Origin of the sequence: Bacillus sp. MYb78, assembly GCF_002975115.1 — a bacterium.
Lineage (GTDB): Bacteria > Bacillota > Bacilli > Bacillales > Bacillaceae_G > Bacillus_A > Bacillus_A cereus.
On sequence record NZ_PCOB01000003.1, the window covers coordinates 44,670 to 65,379 of the forward strand.

Sequence of the window (20,710 nt, forward strand, 5' to 3'; positions counted from 1 at the left end):
TGTTCTATTAGAATTCTATTCTTCAATGTCATCTGGTAAGATGTTAATGATTTTACCTCTGACTTTTTCTTCTTCTTTACGTACTTGTGTAATTCGGAAGCTAACACGCATATCTTCCTCGACTTCAATTGTTCCAGGAATTGGACATAACGCATCAATATTTTCTGCGATACATACGAAGCAACCCCAAGGTTTCACACTTCTAATTCGACCTAATACAACTTGATTAGGTTCAAAGTTCTCTAAATTCATAGGCGAATCTGTTTTGTATTTCTCAACCGCTTGAACTAAAATACGATTATTTTTCGTTACTTTCGCTAATTTCACTTGTAAAACATCACCCACTTTGCTTACTTCACGTAAAGCAGTATAGCCTTCTGCGAAGTCCGAGTTGCGTAATAGTACAGCAATTCCTTTAATCTCTACATAAGCACCAAATGGTAAGATTTTTGTGATTTTAGCTTCGAACTCTGTTCCAGATTCTAATTCAGAAATTAACGCATCACGTTGTTTTTCTTGAACAACTTTACGAGAAGCGATTAAAACTCCTTTGTCTTCATCAACTGATACGATAACAAATGAAATTTTTCGCCCAATATAATTAACAAGTGAAGTTTTAACATCTCTCATATCAACTTCCTCACGGGCAATAATTACTTGCATTCCATTTAATTCAGTCATCAGAATATCCGTATTTAACAATTCACTTCGCTGTACTAAACGTACCATCCCATTAAATACTGTTCCTTTTTCGATTGCTTCTTTAATTTTTGTCATTTCCATGTGTAATTCCCCCTTATTTTTTCTGAAAAATTTTTCTTAATGAAGAAAATAAACCTGTTTTATTTTTATCAGCATTTTCTTCTGGCTTTTCAACATCTTCTGCATCATAAAACTTAGGATAATTTCGGTATTGTTCTTCATACATTTGTTTCAGAACTTTATCCCTTGGTGGTCGAATTGAATGCACCACTGGATGTGAACCATTATCTTTTGTTAATCCATTATATGATGATTCTTCACTAATTAATTCATTAACTGGTTCTAATGGTGTTTGACCCCCCTCAGATGGAGATACCTCTTTCCCTTCTAAGTTCACCTCATCCACATCAGATGTTTCTATTTTTTCAATATAATATGTTTTATCAGCAACATTATTACCAATAATGTTTTTATCATGTTTTATAATATGTTCATCTTTTTTTATTTTTTCATCATTAATTATTTTATATTCTTTGATTATGGACATATCATTTTCTTCTTTTTGTATATCATTGTCATCTTTTGTCATAATTTCAAGATTAATTGTTTCCTCATTATCGCTTTCTTCTATAATCCTTGGAACCTGAAATAACGACTCGCTCTCTTTAACCTCTTCGAACTCTTCATTCTCCAAAATAACAACGGTCTTTTGTTCCGTTTTTTGAGGTGTGATAGCAAAGAGCTCATCTTCTTCATCATCTGAAGAAGAGATGACTACGACACCCTCTTTAGCTTCATTGTTTTGACTTTCATCACTTTCACTTACTTCTTCCCAAATAACTTCTGAATTAAGCTCCTCCTCAGAGCTTTCGTAGGGAAACTGATACCCTTCTTCTCTTAATCGTTCTATGATTACATCTACGCCCTTCCAAAGAAATGCATTTTGAAATGGTTTTGGTACATAGTATGTAGCTCCGTTTGCAAGGGCTTTTTCTTTCATAGAATCGCTATAGTCTTCTGACATTGCTATGATTTTAGCATTTGGTTCTTTTGAAAGAATCTGTTTCATCGCATCAAATCCATCCATATCAGGAAGACTTAAATCCAAGACAATAAAATCAGGTTTCATTTTAAAATAATCAATAATCCCTTCTTTTCCTGTTTCAGATTCTTTTACAACTTCATACATAAATTCATCATCTGGTTTTTTTTCCATCGCTCTTTTTATTAACTCACGAACAAAATGAGCATCATCTATAACTAAAACTCGCAGAACCTTTTCCATTTTTCTCACCTTCCTCAAACATATTTCCTATCAAAGTATGTTATATTATATGTTTTTCAAAAAAAATATTCGTTTTCAGTCAGACGAACATCGCTTTACCCACTTCGATTAATACGTTTTAGTAAAGAATAATTGACAAAATGCGATTGAAATGCTAATCTGAAGAAAGATTACTATAGTGAAGGAGGATTTATTCCATGACTGAAATCATCGGGATTTGTTCTGTCGGAAAAATGTTTCGACCTAAAAAAGTTTTAAATGTGCCTCATAGAGGATTTATTTTTTATACATCTTATAAATCAAATTTTGGGGGAGAAGCGAAAGAAATCTCAATTCAATTCAATTTAAAGAATATTTATCCTGACAAAGAAATTATTCGAATTAATGTATCTACCGATATACCTGTTCTTATAAGAAAAGAATTGTTTACTGAATTAGATTCAAACACTGCTTTATCGAATGCACCCGATTGTTTTATTACGGAAAACAGACATTTAGTAAGACCTGATAGATACAATTTAAGAAAAAGAGGGATTTCAGAGGGTATTAAAAATCATAAAGGTGTTTTATTCTTCACTATCCTAATCGAAAGTGATGTGCCTGAAGAAGAAGATAACCTTAATTTCATGCTATATCCATCAGTAGTTGATGGAGAAGAATGTATCGTTGTCGAAGGTGAAGCGAAGACTCCACTTATTATCCATTCAGAAACAGGATTACTTTTACACAGTTAAGAGAGGCGTATCATCATGTTTAAAACAGGAAAACAGTTCACATTAGAGTTCGAAGTTAAGAAGATACTACATGAAAATGCCGAAAGTAGATTCTATATTATTACGGCAAATATTTTGAATCACGATTCTGAAAATCAATTCCCTAAAGAAATGAGAATTCAAGGGAATTTCAACACGGTTCATAAAGGTGACAAATTCGAAGGGACAGGCGTTGTTCAATTACACAAAGTATATGGATATTCCATTAAACTTACTGCTACTCCAACTGCTACCATCCCTCAAGTAAAAAAAGGATTAATAGATTTTATAAAAAAACGTGTTTCACGAGTCGGAATGAAAACAGCAAAAAAAATCGTAGATGAATTGGGATTAGAAGCTATTTCACTTATTGAAAAAGACTATAAAGTTTTAGTAAATATCGGTCTTACAGAAAAACGAGCAAAGAGTATTCAAAACCAATTAGTTGAACATAAACGATTTGAGGAATTAGCTACATTCATTCAATCCTTTGACTTGGAATCCTCTGTAGCTATTCGAATTTACGAAGATTTAGGAGATACCAGTTTAGTAAAAGTAAAAGGAAATCCATATGTCGTATGTTCTATTTCAAAATTAGATTTTACACATGCAGATAAAATCGCCTATGCATTAGGAAAACCGAGTGATGGTGTAGAGCGAATTAAACACGCTATCTTGTTCTACATCGAACATAGAATGCAATCTAAAGGTGATATTTGTATTTTTAAAGACGAGTTACTGGATTCATTAGAGGAATTCATTGTTCGAGTCGGAGCATATCCGAAGAACCAGATGATATCTGTACCGATTCAAAAAATAGATGCGATACTACAAGGATTATTTACTTCTGGTGCTCTTGTGACCGAGGAAAATAACGATGGAAAAGTGTGCATCTATCGAGCAGACTATCACAGAATTGAAAACAACATTGTTTCTGGCTTAAAAGAATTAGTGCATTCTTTCAAAACACCATTATGCCAAAAACATCATATTGATGATTTTATACAGGAATATGAAAAAGCATATTTCCCATTAGCAGAGAAACAAGCTGAAGCTGTATATATGGCTTTGCTAAATGGTATTAGTATCTTAACTGGCGGCCCTGGAACAGGAAAAACGCAAACGACAAACACGATTGTACAATGTATTAAAAAAGTAAATCCTAAAGCTACTATCCTACTATTGGCACCTACAGGCAAAGCAAGTAAACGAATGACAGAATTAACAAATATGGATGCATCGACAATTCATAGAGGATTAGGTCTGAATAGCTTTGGTGGAACGAAAGAATTGAATCAATTAACATCAGATTTTATTGTTGTAGATGAATTTAGTATGGTCGATGCATATTTAGCTAACAAACTGGTAAATAATATAGGTGAGAATACTCGTATTCTCTTTGTTGGGGATGTTGACCAATTACCTTCTGTAGGACCAGGATTAATTTTACGAGATTTAATTGATAGTGGTAAAATCCCTGTTACGAAATTAGATAAGGTATTCCGTCAAGCTGAAAACTCACAAATCGTAATGAATTCATACAAGGTTATTCACGGAAAGACAACAAAAGACCCTGATGGAATTCGTTTTGACCACACAAAAGGTGACGAGTATTTCATTCAAGAGAAAAACTCATTAGTTATTCGCAAAAAAATTATTGAAAGCATCCAAAGAATGATAGATAAATATCATTACAAATTAGACGATATCTGTTTACTATCACCTATGCGTATTGGAGATTTAGGAACTGATGAATTAAATCGTGCGATTCAGTTACATTTCAATCCTCCTAACTCTTCAATGGACTACCAAAGAGATGAGTTTACAACATTCCGCACTGGTGATAAAGTAATTCACACGGAAAACAATAAAGATTTAGGGGTATACAATGGCGAAGTTGGTGTTGTCTCTTCTATCTATACATACGAAGGCGAATTTAAGGTTGATGTAGAATATCCAGATAGAGAAGACCCTGTTGCTTATACAGAAAAGGATATGGAACAATTACAACTGGCTTATGCAATTACTATTCACAAAAGCCAAGGTAGTGAATTCCCTATTGTCATCATGCCTTTCCATGAATCTCAATTAAGTATGTCTACTCGTAATTTAATTTATACAGGGAGAACCAGAGCAAAGAAAATTTTAATTAGCATTGGTGATGAAGAAACACTGAATAAAGGAATTTTAAAGGTTAGTGATACAAATAGAAATTCAAGAATCAAAGAAAAATTGCAGAAAGAATTATAAACTTCTTACAATATGTAAGAAGTTTTTTATTTACATATATCAGTTAATGAATTATAATTTTGTTGACTATAGTCAAATTCGTTATTTTATCCATTTACATACATATAATATTTTGTATATTAAAATCAGGTATTTGAAAAAATGAACTTAATTTGGAGGAATAAATGATGGTAAACGTAGTAGTAATGGAAGAAGTTTCAAGTGATAAAAAAACAGTTGATACACAGTTGATTAGTGACAAACAGATTAACAGTAAAGATATCATTCTATCAGATTATATGATGGATAAAAACGATTTAATTACATCGTGGAGAGAAGTCGATGGCTTATTCAAGAGAGAAAGATTAATTGTTTCTATTCATTGATTTCTGGTTAGATTAACGGATGGACTATATGTTTCATCCTTTTTTATTACAATAAAGAAAGCAGGGTCTATGAATGAATCATGTTAGTATAGGTGTCTATAACAACGAAACACATGTAGTAAACATTGTTCCAGATTATAATTTAGAAAAGCATATAGAATACAATAAAATCATGCGATTTGGAAGAGCCTTATTTATTGATGGAGAGTGTGTTCATACTGGATATTTATCAGACAAAAAGATTGAAACTTGGTCAAATAAAATAAAAGAGATGAATATTGATACACATACACCTTCAACAACATATTATTAATGAAAAGACAAAAAGAATTCAGTAATGTTACTGGATTCTTTTTTGTATACATTGTCTTTATTGAGCTATATCCCTTAGAAATCGCTCCGCTCGAAAACCAAATAATCTACCTCGTGAGTTAGCAGATGAGCCCTCTTTATCTAAAATCATTTCTTTATGTATAGAATCAAATAAACTTTCCTTATCCAACTCTTCACAAATGCAGACCCACATTAATTTCTTTTTATTTAGCTCAATCTTAATATCAAGCACTTTATCATTTTTAAAGATAATATACGCATGATAGACCATAACTGCTCTATGAATCGTCAATGTATTTTTTATTTCTGTATTCAAGGAACTTGAAATTTCTTCGCAAAATCGAGAAGTAGATTCATCTAATGTACAGCATTGATATGTATTTTGATAAGTAAACATAGTATCCACCACCTAAAAGTTATGAAGATAACTTTTACTTACCTTTCATTTCTTCTGGCATCGGAATCCCAAAACCCTTTAATACTGTATCTAATTGACCTTCCATTCCCATTGCTTTCATTCGTTCTCGAATCTCTGGTAAATGTTTTACGCCATCAGTTAGAAAATCAGACGCCATTTGCTGAATGCTTCCTAAGTTTTCTTCATTCACAACCCGATTAAGTTCACTCTCACTAATAGTAGACTCTCCTTTCTTTGTACCACCAGACAACATATCATTTACATTTTGACCACATTTATTGAATGTATTTTGTTGTTTCATATTAAAACATCCCCCTTTTATAAAATAATATTTTTTATTACCATAATTTATTTTATTTTTTTATATAAAAAAACATCTTATTTACAAGATATATTTTATTTTGTTAATCGTAAACCATTTCAAGCATCTATCATGTTCGACATTTTTCTCACTTCCAGTCAACTGTCTACTTTGGTATTTTACCTATTAGGAACAGCCATTGTCTGTTATTAGTGAATATTGTCTAAGTAAATCTTAAAAAACGCTACATATCTACAAAAACAAAACCCCTCCGAAACATAAACCTATATACAAAGCAAAAAATATATTCAACATAATAGAAAATATAATTTTATTAAATCATTTACAAAAAACATAGAATACCATGAAAACGAAACATAGTTGATAAACTTACTTTTTATTGAATATAGTCAATAAATAACATATAATATTGACTATAGTAAAAGAAACGGAGATGATAAAAATGGCAAGAGCTTTACTAATTGCAGAAAAACCGAGTTTAATGAGAGAAATCCAAAGTGCTTACCACACTTTTGGTCATAAAGATACTATCGAGTTTAAATCCTTCGCAGGACATACAATGGGATTGATTAATCCTGATAAGTATAAAGAAGAATGGGCAAAATGGGATTTAGCTACCCTTCCATTGGTTCCTGACAAATTCCTTTATGAACCAACCAAGGATAAGTTAGATATGTATAAAGACATTAAAAAAGCCATCAAAAATGGAAATTACGACTATATTATCAATGGATGTGACCCAGGAAGAGAAGGTCAGCATATTTTCTTTAGTTTCTATGATTCTATCGGCTGTAACTTACCTGTTAAAAGAATTTGGCATAGCGATTTAACAGAAAAAGAACTTAAACGAGCTCTTGATAATCTACGAGATGAAAATGAACCCGCTTTAAGCAATATGACAAAAGCAAGTAAATTACGAGCATATTTCGATTGGTTGATTGGAATGAACTTTACAAGAGCTTTTTCAATTGTAGGTGGTAAAAAGATGAATTTGGGACGAGTTATGACTCCTGCCCTAAAAGTTTTAGTTGATAGAGAACTTGAAATTAAGAATTTTGTTCCGAAAAACTTTTGGGAAATAGAAGCTGATTTTGGGAAATATAAAGGCGTTCACTTCAATGAAGATGGGGATACACAATTTTGGAAGCAAGAAGATGCACAAAAGATTATTGATTCTTTAAGTACGGATAGCACAGTTAAAATTGTTAATCAGGAAAAAGATGTAAAATACGCTCCACAGTTACATTCTTTATCAGCCTTACAAAACGAAGCAAACTCAGTATATGGATACACAATGCAAGAAACTTTAAACATCACTCAAACATTGTATGAAAAAAAATTCGTAAGTTATCCTCGTACAGATAGCTCCCATTTAACAAAAGCTATCAGTAACGATTTCGCTATTATGCTTAGACCTTTACAAAACATCCCTGAGTTAGCAGATAAAACAAAGGCGATTATTAATGATTCTAAAATTCTTTCAGATATAGCAAATAATAAAAAATATGTTGATGATAAAAAAGTAAGCGACCATTATGCAATCGTGCCGACAGGATTATCACCTGATTTTGGTCGATTAACAGATAAAGAAATTAATGTATATATGTTAATTGCAAAAAGATTTTTAAGTATCTTCTTACCTCCTATGGTGAGCCAAAAAACAAGTGTTGTTACCGAAAATAACGGACATTTATTTAAAACATCAGGAAGTGTATTAGAGTCAATCGGATTTATGGCCTTATATAATTACAAGGCTCAAGACAACATGCTTCCACCACTAAAAAAAGGCGAAATGGTTTCCTTGAAGAAAGCGGAATTAATTACCAAACAAACAAGTAAGCCTGGCAGATACACAGATAGAACACTGAACATCGCAATGGAAAATGCAGGACGATTCATAGATGACGATGAACTAAAAGAAGTTTTAAAAGAAGCAAAAGGTATTGGAACGCCCGCTACAAGAGGCGGTATTGTTGAAAAATTAGTTTCACTAAATATGATTGAGCGTAAGAAAAAATCCTTCTTTGCAACTGAATATGGAATCGGAATTATCCAATCCTTAAATGGTCACGATATTACGTCTCCAGAACTAACAGCGAAATGGGAACAAAAACTCTCAGAAATTGAAGCAAATCAGTTTGACCCGAATGTCTTTTATAAAGAAATGATTGCTTACATACAAAAGGAAGTTGAGGATTTGAAGAAATTAAAAGTATTTGTATCCTCAAGCAAAGACTCCCTTGGCTCTTGTCCAAAATGCGGAAAACATGTAATTGAAGGTAAAAAATATTATCTATGCGAAGCATACAAAAACGGATGTGACTTTTTATTCGGAAAAACATTCTTAGAAGCAAAAATCACGAAAGCTGAAATTAAAAAAATCTTAAGTGGAAAGTCCTCTAAAGAATTAGACTTTACAAAGAATGGAAAGACATGGAAAGCAAAACTCGCTGTAAATAAAGATAAAGGTTCCATTGATATGATTTTTAATTCCGATACTAAAAAATCAAAAGGTTCCAATTCTTCAGCATCTAAAAGTGAAGCGATTTGTAAGTGCCCTAAATGCGGTGGTGGTATTAAAGAAACAAGCAAATACTTCCTATGCGAAAATTACAAAGACCCTTGCACTGTACTAATTGGTAAAGAGTATTTTGGAGCAAAAATCACAAAAAAAGAGGCGATAGACTTACTTAATGGTAAGGAGACGGGTGAAAAGACCATGACTTGGAGTTCAGGAAAAACAAGTAGCGCTAAATTAAAATATACCAATAAATTGCAAACTGTTTCTACCAAATAGTTAATAGAAACACTAATTCATAGACTACAAAGTGTATTAACACATCTTGTAGTCTATTTTTTTTATAAATATTTCTCTCCTTGTATATGATATAGCACATATTTTTTTAGGAGGGGATTTTTATGAAAAAAGAAAAAGTTTTACTTGGTCTACTTGGGGCAACTGTGGTTGTTGGAATCGGGACAAGCATCTGGTTTGCAGTAGCAAATCCATTCGCTACTGAGGATAAGACAGTAAAAGAAAAAGTTATAAAACAAAAAGAGGAAAAAAAGATTGATAAGCATTTAGAGAAATATACACCACTCAAAAAAGAAGAAATCTCAAAAATGACAATTGATGAGAAAAAAGACATGATGGGTGGCGACGGTGCCAATTATGAAAGTAACTTGATGAAGATTGGTCAAGGTCAAGGAAAAGAAGAATATCCTGAAGACAAAGCAAAGGCGTTTGAAAAAGAGTTGATTCAATTAGCCTCTTCCGCAAGTTATGACAAAATACTTAACAAAGTAAAAAATGAAGTGAAAAACTATCAATTCACAACAGGCACGAATACAAATATTGCGTCCATTTATTATGATGCATCTATCATGATGTCTACACTGACAGCACCAGATTTCCAAAAAGGGAAAATCGCTAAAGGTATGCGTCACCCTGAAATGATGGTAATCGGCACTATTATGTTACCTGAAAAAGAAAGACGAGCAGTTATTCATGATTTCGATAGTTTATCTCCTATTGTAAATGGTGAAGTAAAGATTTTAGACCATGAGGTTTTACGTGGCGAAAGTGATGACCCTATGTTAAAAACTATTCAAAATACAATGGTTGGTGCGGAACGAGTTCACAAAATAGAATTTCAGATAGAAAAGAAAAACAACTTAATTGCATATGTTATCGAATACAATAACGCAACTTTAGAATATTACGGTATATATGCACCTAAAGATAAAACGTACCACTATAAAACAATTCAATTCTTTAAAGAAATGGATAAGGATTTTGATAAGCACCAATCCTTGAAAACGGATGGTGGTAAATAATGGGCAACAAGATAGCAGAACTAAAAAACAACCCTACATTAAAGCAATTAGGTGAAAATATCAACGGCATTATGATAGGCTTATTCGCTTTTCAATGTAGCATGTTCATTACCATTCTTTTATTTAAGAAAAGCTTCTTTTTTATTCATCTGGGAATTGCATTGTTAATTATTTTAGGTTTTTCGTTTTTAAAAGACTTTGCAGATGAAAAGAAAAAATCATTTGCAATCAAGATTATGAAAATCTCTTTAGTTATTGGTGCATTGTCTATATTTGACCACTTTATTGTATCTGGATTAAATCATATAGAAGACCCCAAATTATACAGTAGTATGACAAAGGTTATTTATCTTGTTGATTTTGCAATTATTATCAGTTCTATTGCTATTTTTAGAAATGAAGAATTCCAAAATAAAATGATTGCATTCACAGAGACATCTATATGGAATGCGTTAGCAGGTGAAGAAAAAGAAGAAATTAAGCAAGGAGATGCGGTACTGGGTAAAAACATAGATACGCAAAACCCTGTAATTCTACCTTTAAAAGATAGATATCTTCACATGTTAGTTTTGGGACCAACAGGTTCTGGTAAAACCTCTCAAACAATTATTCCAATGATTCATAGGGATATGCAAAATCCTGAATTAGGTGTTACTGTAATTGAGCCTAAAGGGGATTTAGCTGAGAAAATCTTTGCAATGGCTCGTTATTATAATCGAGAGGTTCAATACTTTAATCCAATTTTACCTGATTGTCCGTATTTCAATCCTTTATTCGGAGATGAATCAGATGTAATTGAGAATATGGCCACAACATTTAAAATGTTAAACCCTGATTCTCCTCAATTCTTCTTAGATATGAACGAAAACTTAATTCGTAATGCTCTGAAAGTGTTAAAGCGTTTATATGGAGATGATGCTACATTAATTGATTTATCAACCCTGTTACATAATACAGGTGGTGGCGGTAAAAAAATGGTGCAGGATTTCTCTAAATTACCTTCCGAAAGCGATTCAATGGCAAAAGAAAACAACGATATCGCATTATGGTTCTTAAACGATTATTTCACTGGTGCAACAGGAGATAAAGGGGCAACAAAAACATACGAACATTGTTCTGGTGTTCGTTCTCAGGTAGCAAAACTTGTTTCTAATAAATATTTAAGACGAGTTCTGAATCCTCCTAAAGGTCGTGGTTCAGATGTAGACTTTGATAAATCACTTGCAGAAGGTACGATTATTACAATCGCTACCGCTCAAGGTAAACTACGTGATTTAGGTAAATACTTAGGTTACTTTATTATCCTACAATTACAGTCTGCTGTATTTAGAAGACCAGGGAATGAGAATACAAGACGAGGAAATATGCTTTATATAGATGAATTCCAAACGTATTCAAATCCTGGATTTGCTGATATGTTAACACAAGGTCGTTCTTATCGTGTAGCATCACATTTAGCAACACAAAACCGTGCCTTAATCGGTATGGGTAGTGGTAAAGATGGAAAAGACTTTATTGAACTTGTCTCTACCAATGCTCGTAATACAATCATTTATCCTGGTGGTAATGCTCAAGATGCTGATTACTATTCAAAACAATTTGGAGAAATTATTGAGAAAACAATGCAGAAAGGCTACTCTCAAGAAAAATTCAGTGTGTTGGGCGGTTTAGGACGAAGACCAGTAAATGAAAGTTTTAGGGAGGCTGAAGAAACAAAAGCCAGATATTCTGCAACCGATATTATTTATCGTGAATTCGGGCAAATTACATATTGTTTAATTAAAAACAACAGTATACAAGCTCCAGGTGTTAGTAAAATCGAGTATATTCCTAAAGAATTAAATGATTTACTTGATAGAATGGTAGCCGAATATAACGAAGAACAAGATAAGAAGTATCACAAAGAATTTGGTGGCTCTCAAAAACCTACAGAAGAGAAAAAAGTGGAAGTAGTAAAAGAAAAATTAAATGAAGAAGCTGTCGTTACAGATATTCAACTTGAAAAACCTAAGAGTAACTATTCTTCAAATGATGTTGTTCTCGACCCTCTTTCTGAAATTGAAGATGATACATTCGTTGATGCAGAAGATGTCGGTGCAAAAGTTAAAAGCACTACGGTTATTTCAGAGAATGAATACCAAAGAGGTGGGAATTCTTTTCAATCGAATATTAATGATGTAGAGGATGAGTTAATTTAACTCATCTTTTTTTATTTAAACAATATAAAATATATTTACAGAACATAATAAAAAGTAATATGGCCAATAAATAAAAAAAGATACACATTTTATTGTGTATCTTTTTGTTTTATTATAGATATCATTTTATTATTATTTTTATTTTGCTTTTATTATTTTATATCATGCACAACTTTCAATCATTCCATACTTCCCGTCTTTTCTTGTATATAAAAGACAGATTGTGTCGTTTAGTTCTGCATTTACAAATAAGAATTGCTTATGACCTAAAACCTCCATTTGTAGAATCGCTTCTTCTTCATGCATAGGTTTTAATTCGAATTGCTTGCGTTTTACAATGTTATCTGTAAGTTTAACCTCTTTCATTTCTGTTTCATTTGCAATAGGTATTAAGATATGTTTTTTATGTAATCGTCTCATTGATTTTTCTATATCTTTTGCAGTTGTAATTTGTCTTTTCACCTTATCAACTACACTGTCTAATGCTACATAGAAATCTTCATCTTTACTCTTTGCATAAATCAACTCTCCATTAAACGGAACAGATACTGAAATTGTTAATCTTTTTTCCACTTGTACAGTAACGCTTACAACTGTATCCTCCTTAAGGAACTTATTTAAAAAATCCAGTTTTTTATTCATTGTAAATTTCATTCCCTCAGTTAAAGATACATGCTTTCCAGTCATTGTTAAATTCATATATAACATCTCCTTCCCAAAACCCTCTTAGTTCGAATAATAGTTTTTAGAATAAAATTTCTTTATTCTGTATGTTGTATCTTAGTAAGATTCGACTGTTTTCATAAGTTTTCGGGTGTTTGAGGTGTGTTCGAGTAGGAGATATCCGCTATTACTTTCTAATCCGTTGCATAAACTTCATGTCTCGCTCATGACCATCTTCTTTTTCTACTATTATATGTTCTCGTCTTAGTAACTCTCTTATTAGTTCTGATTGACTAATCTCTTCCCCATATAGCTTTTCATATCGCTCTTGTAGAAACTTAATATGCTTTAAATCATCGTTATTGGCACAAAATACTTCTCTATCTCCACTGTTGTATTCAATCTCTATTAAACGCCTTAACAAATCACTTTGATTAATAGTAGCTCCTCCATACTTTCTTTTATGTCTTTCTTGTAATTTTTCAATCCTATCAGCATCAACCTTTCTCGCTCCAAAAGATATAGTTTTGAATATATCCACATATACGCCCTCCTTTATTTCTTTTTATTCATCCTATCCTTTTCGTAAAAAAAAGTGTGTCAGTTTATAGTCATTATTTTATATTATTTTTATCAAACCCTGTCAGTCTCTGTCAGTTATTAACGAGGCAATTGCGAGGAATTGCCAAATATTAGCGTATTTTATACTCTTTTATTTATAAGACCCTATCTGTGAATACAGAATTTCTGAATTGAATAGGATGAGAAAATATAAAAAGGAGATGGTTTTATGCCTAAATGTTTGATGTATCTAATTGTATTTCTTATAGGTTTTATATGTACCTTATTTGTTTGTTTATACTTTCAGTCAGAAACAGTATTTCAAATTTGCCCAACAAACCTATCGACCTATTCTTTACAAGCAATTTTATAGCTCTAAATGTTTTATTGACTATAGTTTATAAAAGTGTTATATTTTAACTACATTAAGTAAAATAAAATTTACAAGAACGGGTAATTAGGAGGGTTTGATTTGAAAAATGTTTTGAGGTTCCTTTACTTCGGTGATATGCATGAGAGACCTTCTACTCCAAGTAATCGAATAGATAGTTATCAGCAAAGTATTTCAGAAAAAAGAGAAGAGATTAAAGGATTAGGAATTAAATATAAGGTAAACGCTTTTTTACAACCTGGTGATTTTTTAAACTCCCATACCTTTCAAAATGATTTTCTATTAGATGTAGTAGAAAAATGGAGCATGGTAGATACCTTTGATTTAATCAAACAATTTTCTTTAGGACAATTATCTAATGAAGAATTCCAAAATAAATTAATAGATGCCAAACCAATCCCGATGATTGGTGCGATTGGAAATCATGAATTGATAGGTGATTCTTTAAATAGTTACAAAAAAACAAGCTTACGATTTTTAGAAAAAATTGGTTTTATGCAATTAGCTTCAAAAGAAAATCCTATTATTTTTGAAATGGAGAACGGAAAGACCATTGCCATTACAGCTACTCACTACCATCATGGCATGGATAAAAAAGAAAATCTTTCAGATTATATCATTGAGGAAAAAGCGGGCGATTACCATATCCATATTGTACATGGTTATTTAACAAATAAAGATATGGGAAACTTATTTCCACATACATTAGTAGATGAAATAGCTCATCTTACAAAAGCTGATTTAACAGTTACTGGTCATGACCATATTGGATTCGGTTTAACAGAAGTAGATGGTAAGTATTTTATAAATCCAGGAGCAATCCCTCGGATGAAAAGTGATTTAAAAGAAATGAAACGAAAACCAAAAGTTCTTCTCATTGAAATTGATGAAGTAAGTGGACTTAAGGTGAAAACAATTTACTTGAAGAGTGCCAAAAAAGCGGAAGAAGTATTAGATAGAACAAAGATTATGCAGAAAAAAGAAAAACAAGGAAAGATGGAAGAAATAAAATCCATTGTAAATAAGGCGAATATCGGAAAGGCAACAAACATTACTGAAGTTATCGAAGTTATTTCTGAAAACGAAAACGTAAGTAATGTTTTAAAAGATGAAGTTATTGAACGAATTACCTCAAAAATGAAATCTTTAATGAAAGAGAATGTTGTAGCGGATTCCTATTACATTACAAAAATGGTATTGGAAAACTTCCAGTCACACGAAAATACTACACTCGATTTCTCAAAAGGTCTCAATCTATTTACTGGAGAAAGCGGTCAAGGTAAGAGTGCAGTGATACGCGCTTTTGCATTTATCTTTGAGAACTTCGGTAGGAACCCTCGTAGATTTATCAAAAAGGGTGCTAATTTTGCAAGGGTAACAATTTATTTATCCACTGGTTATGTTATTTCTCGTATTGTAGAAAAATCTAAAAGCGGAAAGAATGGATATGAGATTTATAACCCGAAAGATGGTTCCGTGGAAAGTACAAACACAAAAGGATTGTCACTTGTACAAGAAATTCTCGGATTTAATAAATTAAATATTGATACAGATAATGATGTTCCAATTAACTTCATGAAGCAAGGTACTTCTTGGTTTTTTGTTGGAGATGGTTATACTTCTTCTGAGAGAGCTAAAATTGTCGGTTCCATCTACGGCACTCATTATGCCGATGCTGTAATTAGAGACCTTGAGGGTGACTTGAAAAAATACAACAAACAAATTGAAACGGCTGATAAAGAGCGAAAAACCATTCAGGAAGGTATTGATTCCTTTGCCCATCTCCCTCAAACACATGTGCAGATTACTGAATTAGAACAATTGAGTGCAGAAGTAGACGCATTAATGGCCAAGAAGGCAAAGATTACTACTCTACTAAAAGAGCAAGAATTAATTGATAACAAAATTAGTGAACTTAATGATGTGATTAAAGATTTGGGTCAGGTTGAAAATCTTTATTCGGAAATATATCAAATCAAAGAAATGGTACAGAAACGAAATGAAATTCAAAAACTATATCGTTCTCTTACTACTATTATTGCCGATGGAAAAGAATCTAAACATGTATCAGAGCAATTAATGAATTTACCAAATGCTCAACTATTGTTAGATGAAATTAAAGAATTAGCAAAATCTAAATCAGTTCAAGAAGAATTGTTGACGCAATCAACAAAACTCACTGAAACAAAGAATCGTTTAGTGAAAGAAATTGATGTTAGTAGTGAAGTTATAGAAAAGACAAATAGCTTAGTAGAAGCCGAGAGCACGTTATCCGAATTAAAAGAATTAATGGCGAAAAAAGATACCGTTCAATCTCTAACAAATAGACTGTCTTCTATTAACGAAGAAGAAAAACAACAGAAACAGAAAATTGAACACGTCATTTCTAAAAATGAAAAATTGGTTAATGATTACAAAATTTTATTAACCGAAATCGGAAAGTGTCCTGTTTGCCACGGCACAATAGATAATGCTGTTATTAATCGAATCACTGATGAATATAGCATGGAGAAATTAGTTTCCTAAAAAAACTGTAAGTATATAAAAAATACATAATAAAACAAGAAGGAGTGTTTATTTATGGCAAGTGCTACAAATATCGCATCACAAGTTGAAGAGTTTGAAAAACAAATTAAGCAAGGGGAAACCATTCGTATTCAAGCATCTACTGTAGTGAAAACATTACGAGACCAGTACAAAAAAGTTGCTGATGATTTAGAGACGCTTGGTGTTAAACCGTCTGAGGCAAAAACAAAAATCGAAGAAATAGATGCACAAATTCAAGAAAAGCTTCAGCAAATGAAGACCTTATTACCTACAGATATCATTAAGAAATATGCAAATCATGATTTTACAAGTAATCATACTTCAAGCGACCAACCATTTTGATTCTTAGGAGGATTCTTCCTCCTTTTATTTGTGAGAAATGAGGGGATTTTATGAAAGAAATACTAATAGATAATATTCGATATAATGCTGTAGAAGTCGATGATTTTGAACAAGAAAACACAGTCGAACATGTTGAAATGTTATACTCTCAGGTTACACATTGGATGAGCTTTGTAACAAAAAAAGAGGAAGGTCTTGAAAAAGGTAAAATTTATCCTTTTTATTTGGAACCTATCCGTAAAGAAGACCATGTGGTAGAAACAGTCGATGGAAAGTATGGTGTTTATCATTTAATGTTCGAGGGGCTATTGTTGATAGAGAAAACAGAAGGAGATGATATGTAATGAAATTTTCTATTTTACGAGATGAGGTATTGTTAATTAATCAAAGAGGTGAAATGAAAACAGTTAAAGAAATTAAGGACATTTTGCAAGGGGATGACCAGTATGATAAAGATGAACTATTTGAAGTGAAATGGTATCATCCAGAAAAAGAAAACTTCCATTTTCATGCTGAATCTTTAATTAACTCCACTTTATCGAATATAAATTCGGATATTCCAAAAAACTCAGAGTGGTATATGTCAGGATGGTATCAAGAGGCATACGAATGTTTTAATCAAGAAGATATTGAAGAGATTCAACGAGTATTAGACCGATGTTTTGCACGGAATACAAATGTTTTCTCTTTTTATGTTGGCAGAGGTGAAATTATTGATTTAAGGAGATAATCAAAATTTTATAAAGGGGCTATTTGCATGAAAAGAAAAAATAGGGATATAAAATGGAGAAGAAGAAGACCTATCCACCCTACATATATTACAACACAAGAAGACTACGAGACTCTGATAACCCATATGAGTAAAGAATCTCCTCAACGCACATCAGTTCGAGAAAAATTCACTCAATTTATGGAAGCAAAGAAAAAGAATTTAAATCCCTCGATGGGTATTATGGAAATACGTGAACTCATGAAAGAACGAGGATGGATTTCTGAAGATAAGATGATTGATGCTAATTATACAATTATATTTAGACGAGAAGACTGGCATGGAATTCAAGTTCCAAATATCTGTTTTTTAACTTGTACAAGCGATAGAAAAGAAATTCATTCCATTGTATATGAATTAGCAAGAACATGCTTGAATATTTGGGAGGAATTTGAGGATTCTGTTCCCTATCAAAAAGAGGATGGCACTATTGAAGAAAGTCTCCCATTAACTAAATGGTATACATTAAAGAAAAAACAAAGTGGATTTTGAGATATCCACTTTGTTTTATTTTTATATAAAATAATAATTTATGACTTTATAAAACAAGTTATTTTATATTATCAACATATCATTTTATAAAATATTTAATATAGTTTTTTTATAGTTATGTTATAAAATTAACAACTATATTTACAACATGAAAACATCATGATATTTTCTAAAACAAAACAGACAAATATTTTATTATTTCGACATACTCTTACTTATCTATTATTGGTGTTTACAGTCTATTAGGGGCAAATATTAGTGAAATTTATTAGTTATTGTCTGATTAAGTGAAATATTTTTTACTTATTATTAAGTATAATATTGACTATAGTTTATTAAAAGTGCTATATTTAATTTATCAAGTGATATATTTGAGGTGAAACAATGGGCTTTATGCACACATTTAAAAAAATTTTTAACATACATGATTTGAACAAAATCAAATTAACAGAACCTCAATCTAAGCTTGTACGTGTTATGAATAAAAAGAAAAATATAATTCTATTAAGTCCTTGTGGTTCAGGAAAAACTGAAGCATCCTACTTGTTGACAAAACGATGGGATAGAAAAACAACCTATGTGTTGCCTATGAAGACATTAGCTACTTCTATTCAAAAGCGACTAAATACATATGAGTCTTCATTAAAATCAGGGAAAGAATGGAGTATTCAGCATTCTTCCATAAGTAATGACCCATTTCTTGATAGTTATTATGCTGTAACAACCATAGACCAAGTACTATCTGGTTACTTAGGGATTGGAAGGCAAGCTTTTATCCGAGGGAAAAATGTATTAAAGAGTAACTTTATATTTGATGAAATTCAATTACTTGAAACCAATAAAACTCTTAAAACATTATTTGGCATGTTGGATTCTATTCATGAAAACGGAAATCAATTCATGATAATGACTGCAACAATGCCGACATACTTAATGGAATTTATGAGCCATAGATACAACGCTGAAATAATAGAAGTTGAAAACCCCGTTATAGAAAACAGGCAAGTTAAGGTTTTTTATGAAGAATCTCTTGATTGTACTTCTATTGAATCTCTTAAAGAGAAACAAATTATTATTTGCAACACGCAAAAAGAACAAATTGAACTATATACACAGATACAAGACAAGAGTAGAGTTATTTTGTTAAATAATAAGTTGCAACAAAAAGATAGAGAACAAGTTGAAGCAGATGTATTTAAGTATTTTGGAAAAGGTTCTCTTTCCAATGACAAAATCTTAATATCGACACAAATTATTGAAGCAGGGATGGACATTTCAGCACCTACCGTATATTCCTCTCTTTGTTCTATTGATAGCCTTATCCAACGTGAAGGGCGTGTAGCCCGTTGGGGTGGTAATGGATGTCTAACTGTTTTTAACGGTCATTACCAAGGGATATACGATGAAGAGGTTGTACTTGCTACAAAAGACAAGCTTCTTGCTAATCAAGGGATTTGCTTTTCATGGCTACTACAAAAACAATGGGTGAATGAAATTATGAATTCATATTATGAGAAATCCATTACTGATAGGTCTCTACAGAAGCATAAAAGAGCAATGAAAAATGGCAGTCGGAATGATTTAATACGTGCGATTCAAAATGTGAATCTGATTGTTGATAATGAAGTGAATCAAGATAGCTTTCTAAAAGAATCTATATCTATCTCTCTTTCATCCTTACAAAAACTTGCAAAATCAAATACTTTATATAGATTATCGAATGGAACATCTGGCAGTATAGAAGAGATACAGCCTCATTCTGTCCGTATTGGAGATTCTTTAGTCATACAAGGATTAAATAGTTTTTATGATGCCTGTGGATTTCGTATAGAAGATGGAGTAAGTTGTCTATCTTTTGCAGAGAGTCAAGAAAAAGTAGAAAATCGGAAATATGAAGATTACATAGAAGAATCATGGATTACACATTCGAAAGAGATAAGAGAGGTTATGAAGACAACCTTGATAAGAGATGGTGTCATTCGGAAAGTAGATAAAATACAGAGATATTCACTCATTGCAGGGATGCATGACTTAGGGAAGTTAACAACCGCTTGGCAAAAGTATATTGGTTATGAAGACATACCATTGGCTCATATGCCATTTCAACCAAGAAAGATAGGTTTGATTCGAGGAGTAAAACATAATATAGTCTCTGCATTATCTGTAAAGCCTAATGTTAACAAGTTGGAGTTCAATCTTATTTTGCAACATCATGGTAGATTTATGCCAAGTGGCAGTATTCATAGAGTTAACTCTTATCAACTTATAAAGGAGACTCCTTGTTTACTACGTGAGCTCGGATGGACTGAAAAAGTAATTACGAAAGCAGACTCAGGTGAGATTGTAGATGCAAACCTTTTAACACCTGGAGATGATGACTGGCCTTTATTTGTATATCTCTTAGGGACATTAATGCAATCAGATATACAAAGTATAAAGAATGTGAAAAACCGAATGATTCACTTATTTGAATGAACACTGAT

The 20,710-nt window shown here is 31.9% G+C and carries 19 protein-coding genes; 13 read left to right on the top strand and 6 right to left on the bottom strand.

The features are described from left to right. Positions 1-15 precede the first annotated feature (15 nt). Positions 16-783: a S1 RNA-binding domain-containing protein gene (locus tag CQ064_RS07380; protein WP_000426104.1), complete on the bottom strand. Its 768-nt coding sequence runs from the start codon at positions 781-783 to the stop codon at positions 16-18. Between the two features lie 13 nt (positions 784-796). Next, positions 797-1,987: a response regulator gene (locus CQ064_RS07385; RefSeq protein WP_000416812.1), complete on the bottom strand. Its 1,191-nt coding sequence runs from the start codon at positions 1,985-1,987 to the stop codon at positions 797-799. 197 nt (positions 1,988-2,184) lie between these two features. On the opposite strand from CQ064_RS07385, the gene CQ064_RS07390 reads away from it, so the two are divergent. From CQ064_RS07390 to CQ064_RS07405, 4 genes are all read left to right on the top strand, one after another. Continuing rightward, positions 2,185-2,721, top strand: coding sequence for a hypothetical protein (locus CQ064_RS07390; protein WP_000134995.1), 537 nt, complete (start codon positions 2,185-2,187; stop codon positions 2,719-2,721). Between the two features lie 15 nt (positions 2,722-2,736). Then, positions 2,737-4,989 carry an SF1B family DNA helicase RecD2 gene (recD2, locus tag CQ064_RS07395; protein ID WP_000477250.1) on the top strand — a complete coding sequence of 751 codons (2,253 nt, stop codon included), beginning with the start codon at positions 2,737-2,739 and terminating at the stop codon, positions 4,987-4,989. 167 nt (positions 4,990-5,156) lie between these two features. Continuing rightward, positions 5,157-5,354 carry a hypothetical protein gene (locus tag CQ064_RS07400; RefSeq protein WP_000248666.1) on the top strand — a complete coding sequence of 66 codons (198 nt, stop codon included), beginning with the start codon at positions 5,157-5,159 and terminating at the stop codon, positions 5,352-5,354. A 73-nt stretch (positions 5,355-5,427) separates the two neighbouring features. Next, entirely contained in the window at positions 5,428-5,667 is a 240-nt protein-coding gene (locus tag CQ064_RS07405; RefSeq protein WP_001017051.1) for a thioredoxin domain-containing protein, read from the top strand. Positions 5,668-5,724: 57 nt separating this feature from the next. Here the strand turns inward: CQ064_RS07405 and CQ064_RS07410 are convergent, their stop codons facing one another. Next, complete coding sequence (locus CQ064_RS07410) at positions 5,725-6,084, bottom strand: hypothetical protein (RefSeq protein WP_000495734.1); 360 nt, start codon at positions 6,082-6,084, stop codon at positions 5,725-5,727. A 34-nt stretch (positions 6,085-6,118) separates the two neighbouring features. Next, complete coding sequence (locus CQ064_RS07415; RefSeq protein WP_000813320.1) at positions 6,119-6,406, bottom strand: hypothetical protein; 288 nt, start codon at positions 6,404-6,406, stop codon at positions 6,119-6,121. Between the two features lie 463 nt (positions 6,407-6,869). Here CQ064_RS07415 and CQ064_RS07420 point away from each other — a divergent pair, with 463 nt between their 5' ends. The 3 genes from CQ064_RS07420 to CQ064_RS07430 all read left to right on the top strand — a co-directional run bounded on the left by CQ064_RS07420 (position 6,870) and on the right by CQ064_RS07430 (position 12,462). Further along, positions 6,870-9,224: a type IA DNA topoisomerase gene (locus CQ064_RS07420; RefSeq protein WP_000090078.1), complete on the top strand. Its 2,355-nt coding sequence runs from the start codon at positions 6,870-6,872 to the stop codon at positions 9,222-9,224. 122 nt (positions 9,225-9,346) lie between these two features. Then, complete coding sequence (locus CQ064_RS07425) at positions 9,347-10,264, top strand: hypothetical protein (protein ID WP_000711866.1); 918 nt, start codon at positions 9,347-9,349, stop codon at positions 10,262-10,264. Next, positions 10,264-12,462 (top strand): type IV secretory system conjugative DNA transfer family protein, encoded by a 2,199-nt coding sequence (locus tag CQ064_RS07430; protein WP_000527010.1) that lies wholly within the window; start codon positions 10,264-10,266, stop codon positions 12,460-12,462. The genes CQ064_RS07425 and CQ064_RS07430 overlap by 1 nt, the downstream gene beginning before the upstream one ends. 162 nt (positions 12,463-12,624) lie before the next feature. On the opposite strand, the gene hpf is transcribed toward CQ064_RS07430, so the two are convergent. Beyond that, positions 12,625-13,161, bottom strand: coding sequence for a ribosome hibernation-promoting factor, HPF/YfiA family (hpf, locus tag CQ064_RS07435; protein WP_001054765.1), 537 nt, complete (start codon positions 13,159-13,161; stop codon positions 12,625-12,627). Positions 13,162-13,312: 151 nt separating this feature from the next. Continuing rightward, entirely contained in the window at positions 13,313-13,666 is a 354-nt protein-coding gene (locus CQ064_RS07440; protein ID WP_000350848.1) for a hypothetical protein, read from the bottom strand. Between the two features lie 492 nt (positions 13,667-14,158). Here CQ064_RS07440 and CQ064_RS07445 point away from each other — a divergent pair, with 492 nt between their 5' ends. From CQ064_RS07445 to cas3, 6 genes are all read left to right on the top strand, one after another. Then, positions 14,159-16,603 (top strand): metallophosphoesterase, encoded by a 2,445-nt coding sequence (locus CQ064_RS07445; protein ID WP_000800213.1) that lies wholly within the window; start codon positions 14,159-14,161, stop codon positions 16,601-16,603. 54 nt (positions 16,604-16,657) lie between these two features. Further along, on the top strand, positions 16,658-16,966 hold the full coding sequence (locus tag CQ064_RS07450; protein ID WP_000135419.1) for a hypothetical protein: 309 nt from the start codon (positions 16,658-16,660) through the stop codon (positions 16,964-16,966). 50 nt (positions 16,967-17,016) lie between these two features. Next, the gene (locus CQ064_RS07455; RefSeq protein WP_000658834.1) at positions 17,017-17,310 is read left to right on the top strand and encodes a hypothetical protein; all 294 of its coding nucleotides are present in this window, start codon (positions 17,017-17,019) and stop codon (positions 17,308-17,310) included. Beyond that, the gene (locus tag CQ064_RS07460) at positions 17,310-17,696 is read left to right on the top strand and encodes a hypothetical protein (protein WP_000672506.1); all 387 of its coding nucleotides are present in this window, start codon (positions 17,310-17,312) and stop codon (positions 17,694-17,696) included. Before CQ064_RS07455 ends, CQ064_RS07460 begins: the two co-directional genes overlap by 1 nt. 27 nt (positions 17,697-17,723) lie before the next feature. Continuing rightward, on the top strand, positions 17,724-18,227 hold the full coding sequence (locus tag CQ064_RS07465; protein ID WP_000823893.1) for a hypothetical protein: 504 nt from the start codon (positions 17,724-17,726) through the stop codon (positions 18,225-18,227). 384 nt (positions 18,228-18,611) lie between these two features. Further along, a complete protein-coding gene (cas3, locus tag CQ064_RS07470) occupies positions 18,612-20,702 on the top strand; it encodes a CRISPR-associated helicase Cas3' (protein ID WP_000506550.1) in 2,091 nt (696 codons plus the stop codon). Positions 20,703-20,710 lie beyond the last annotated feature (8 nt).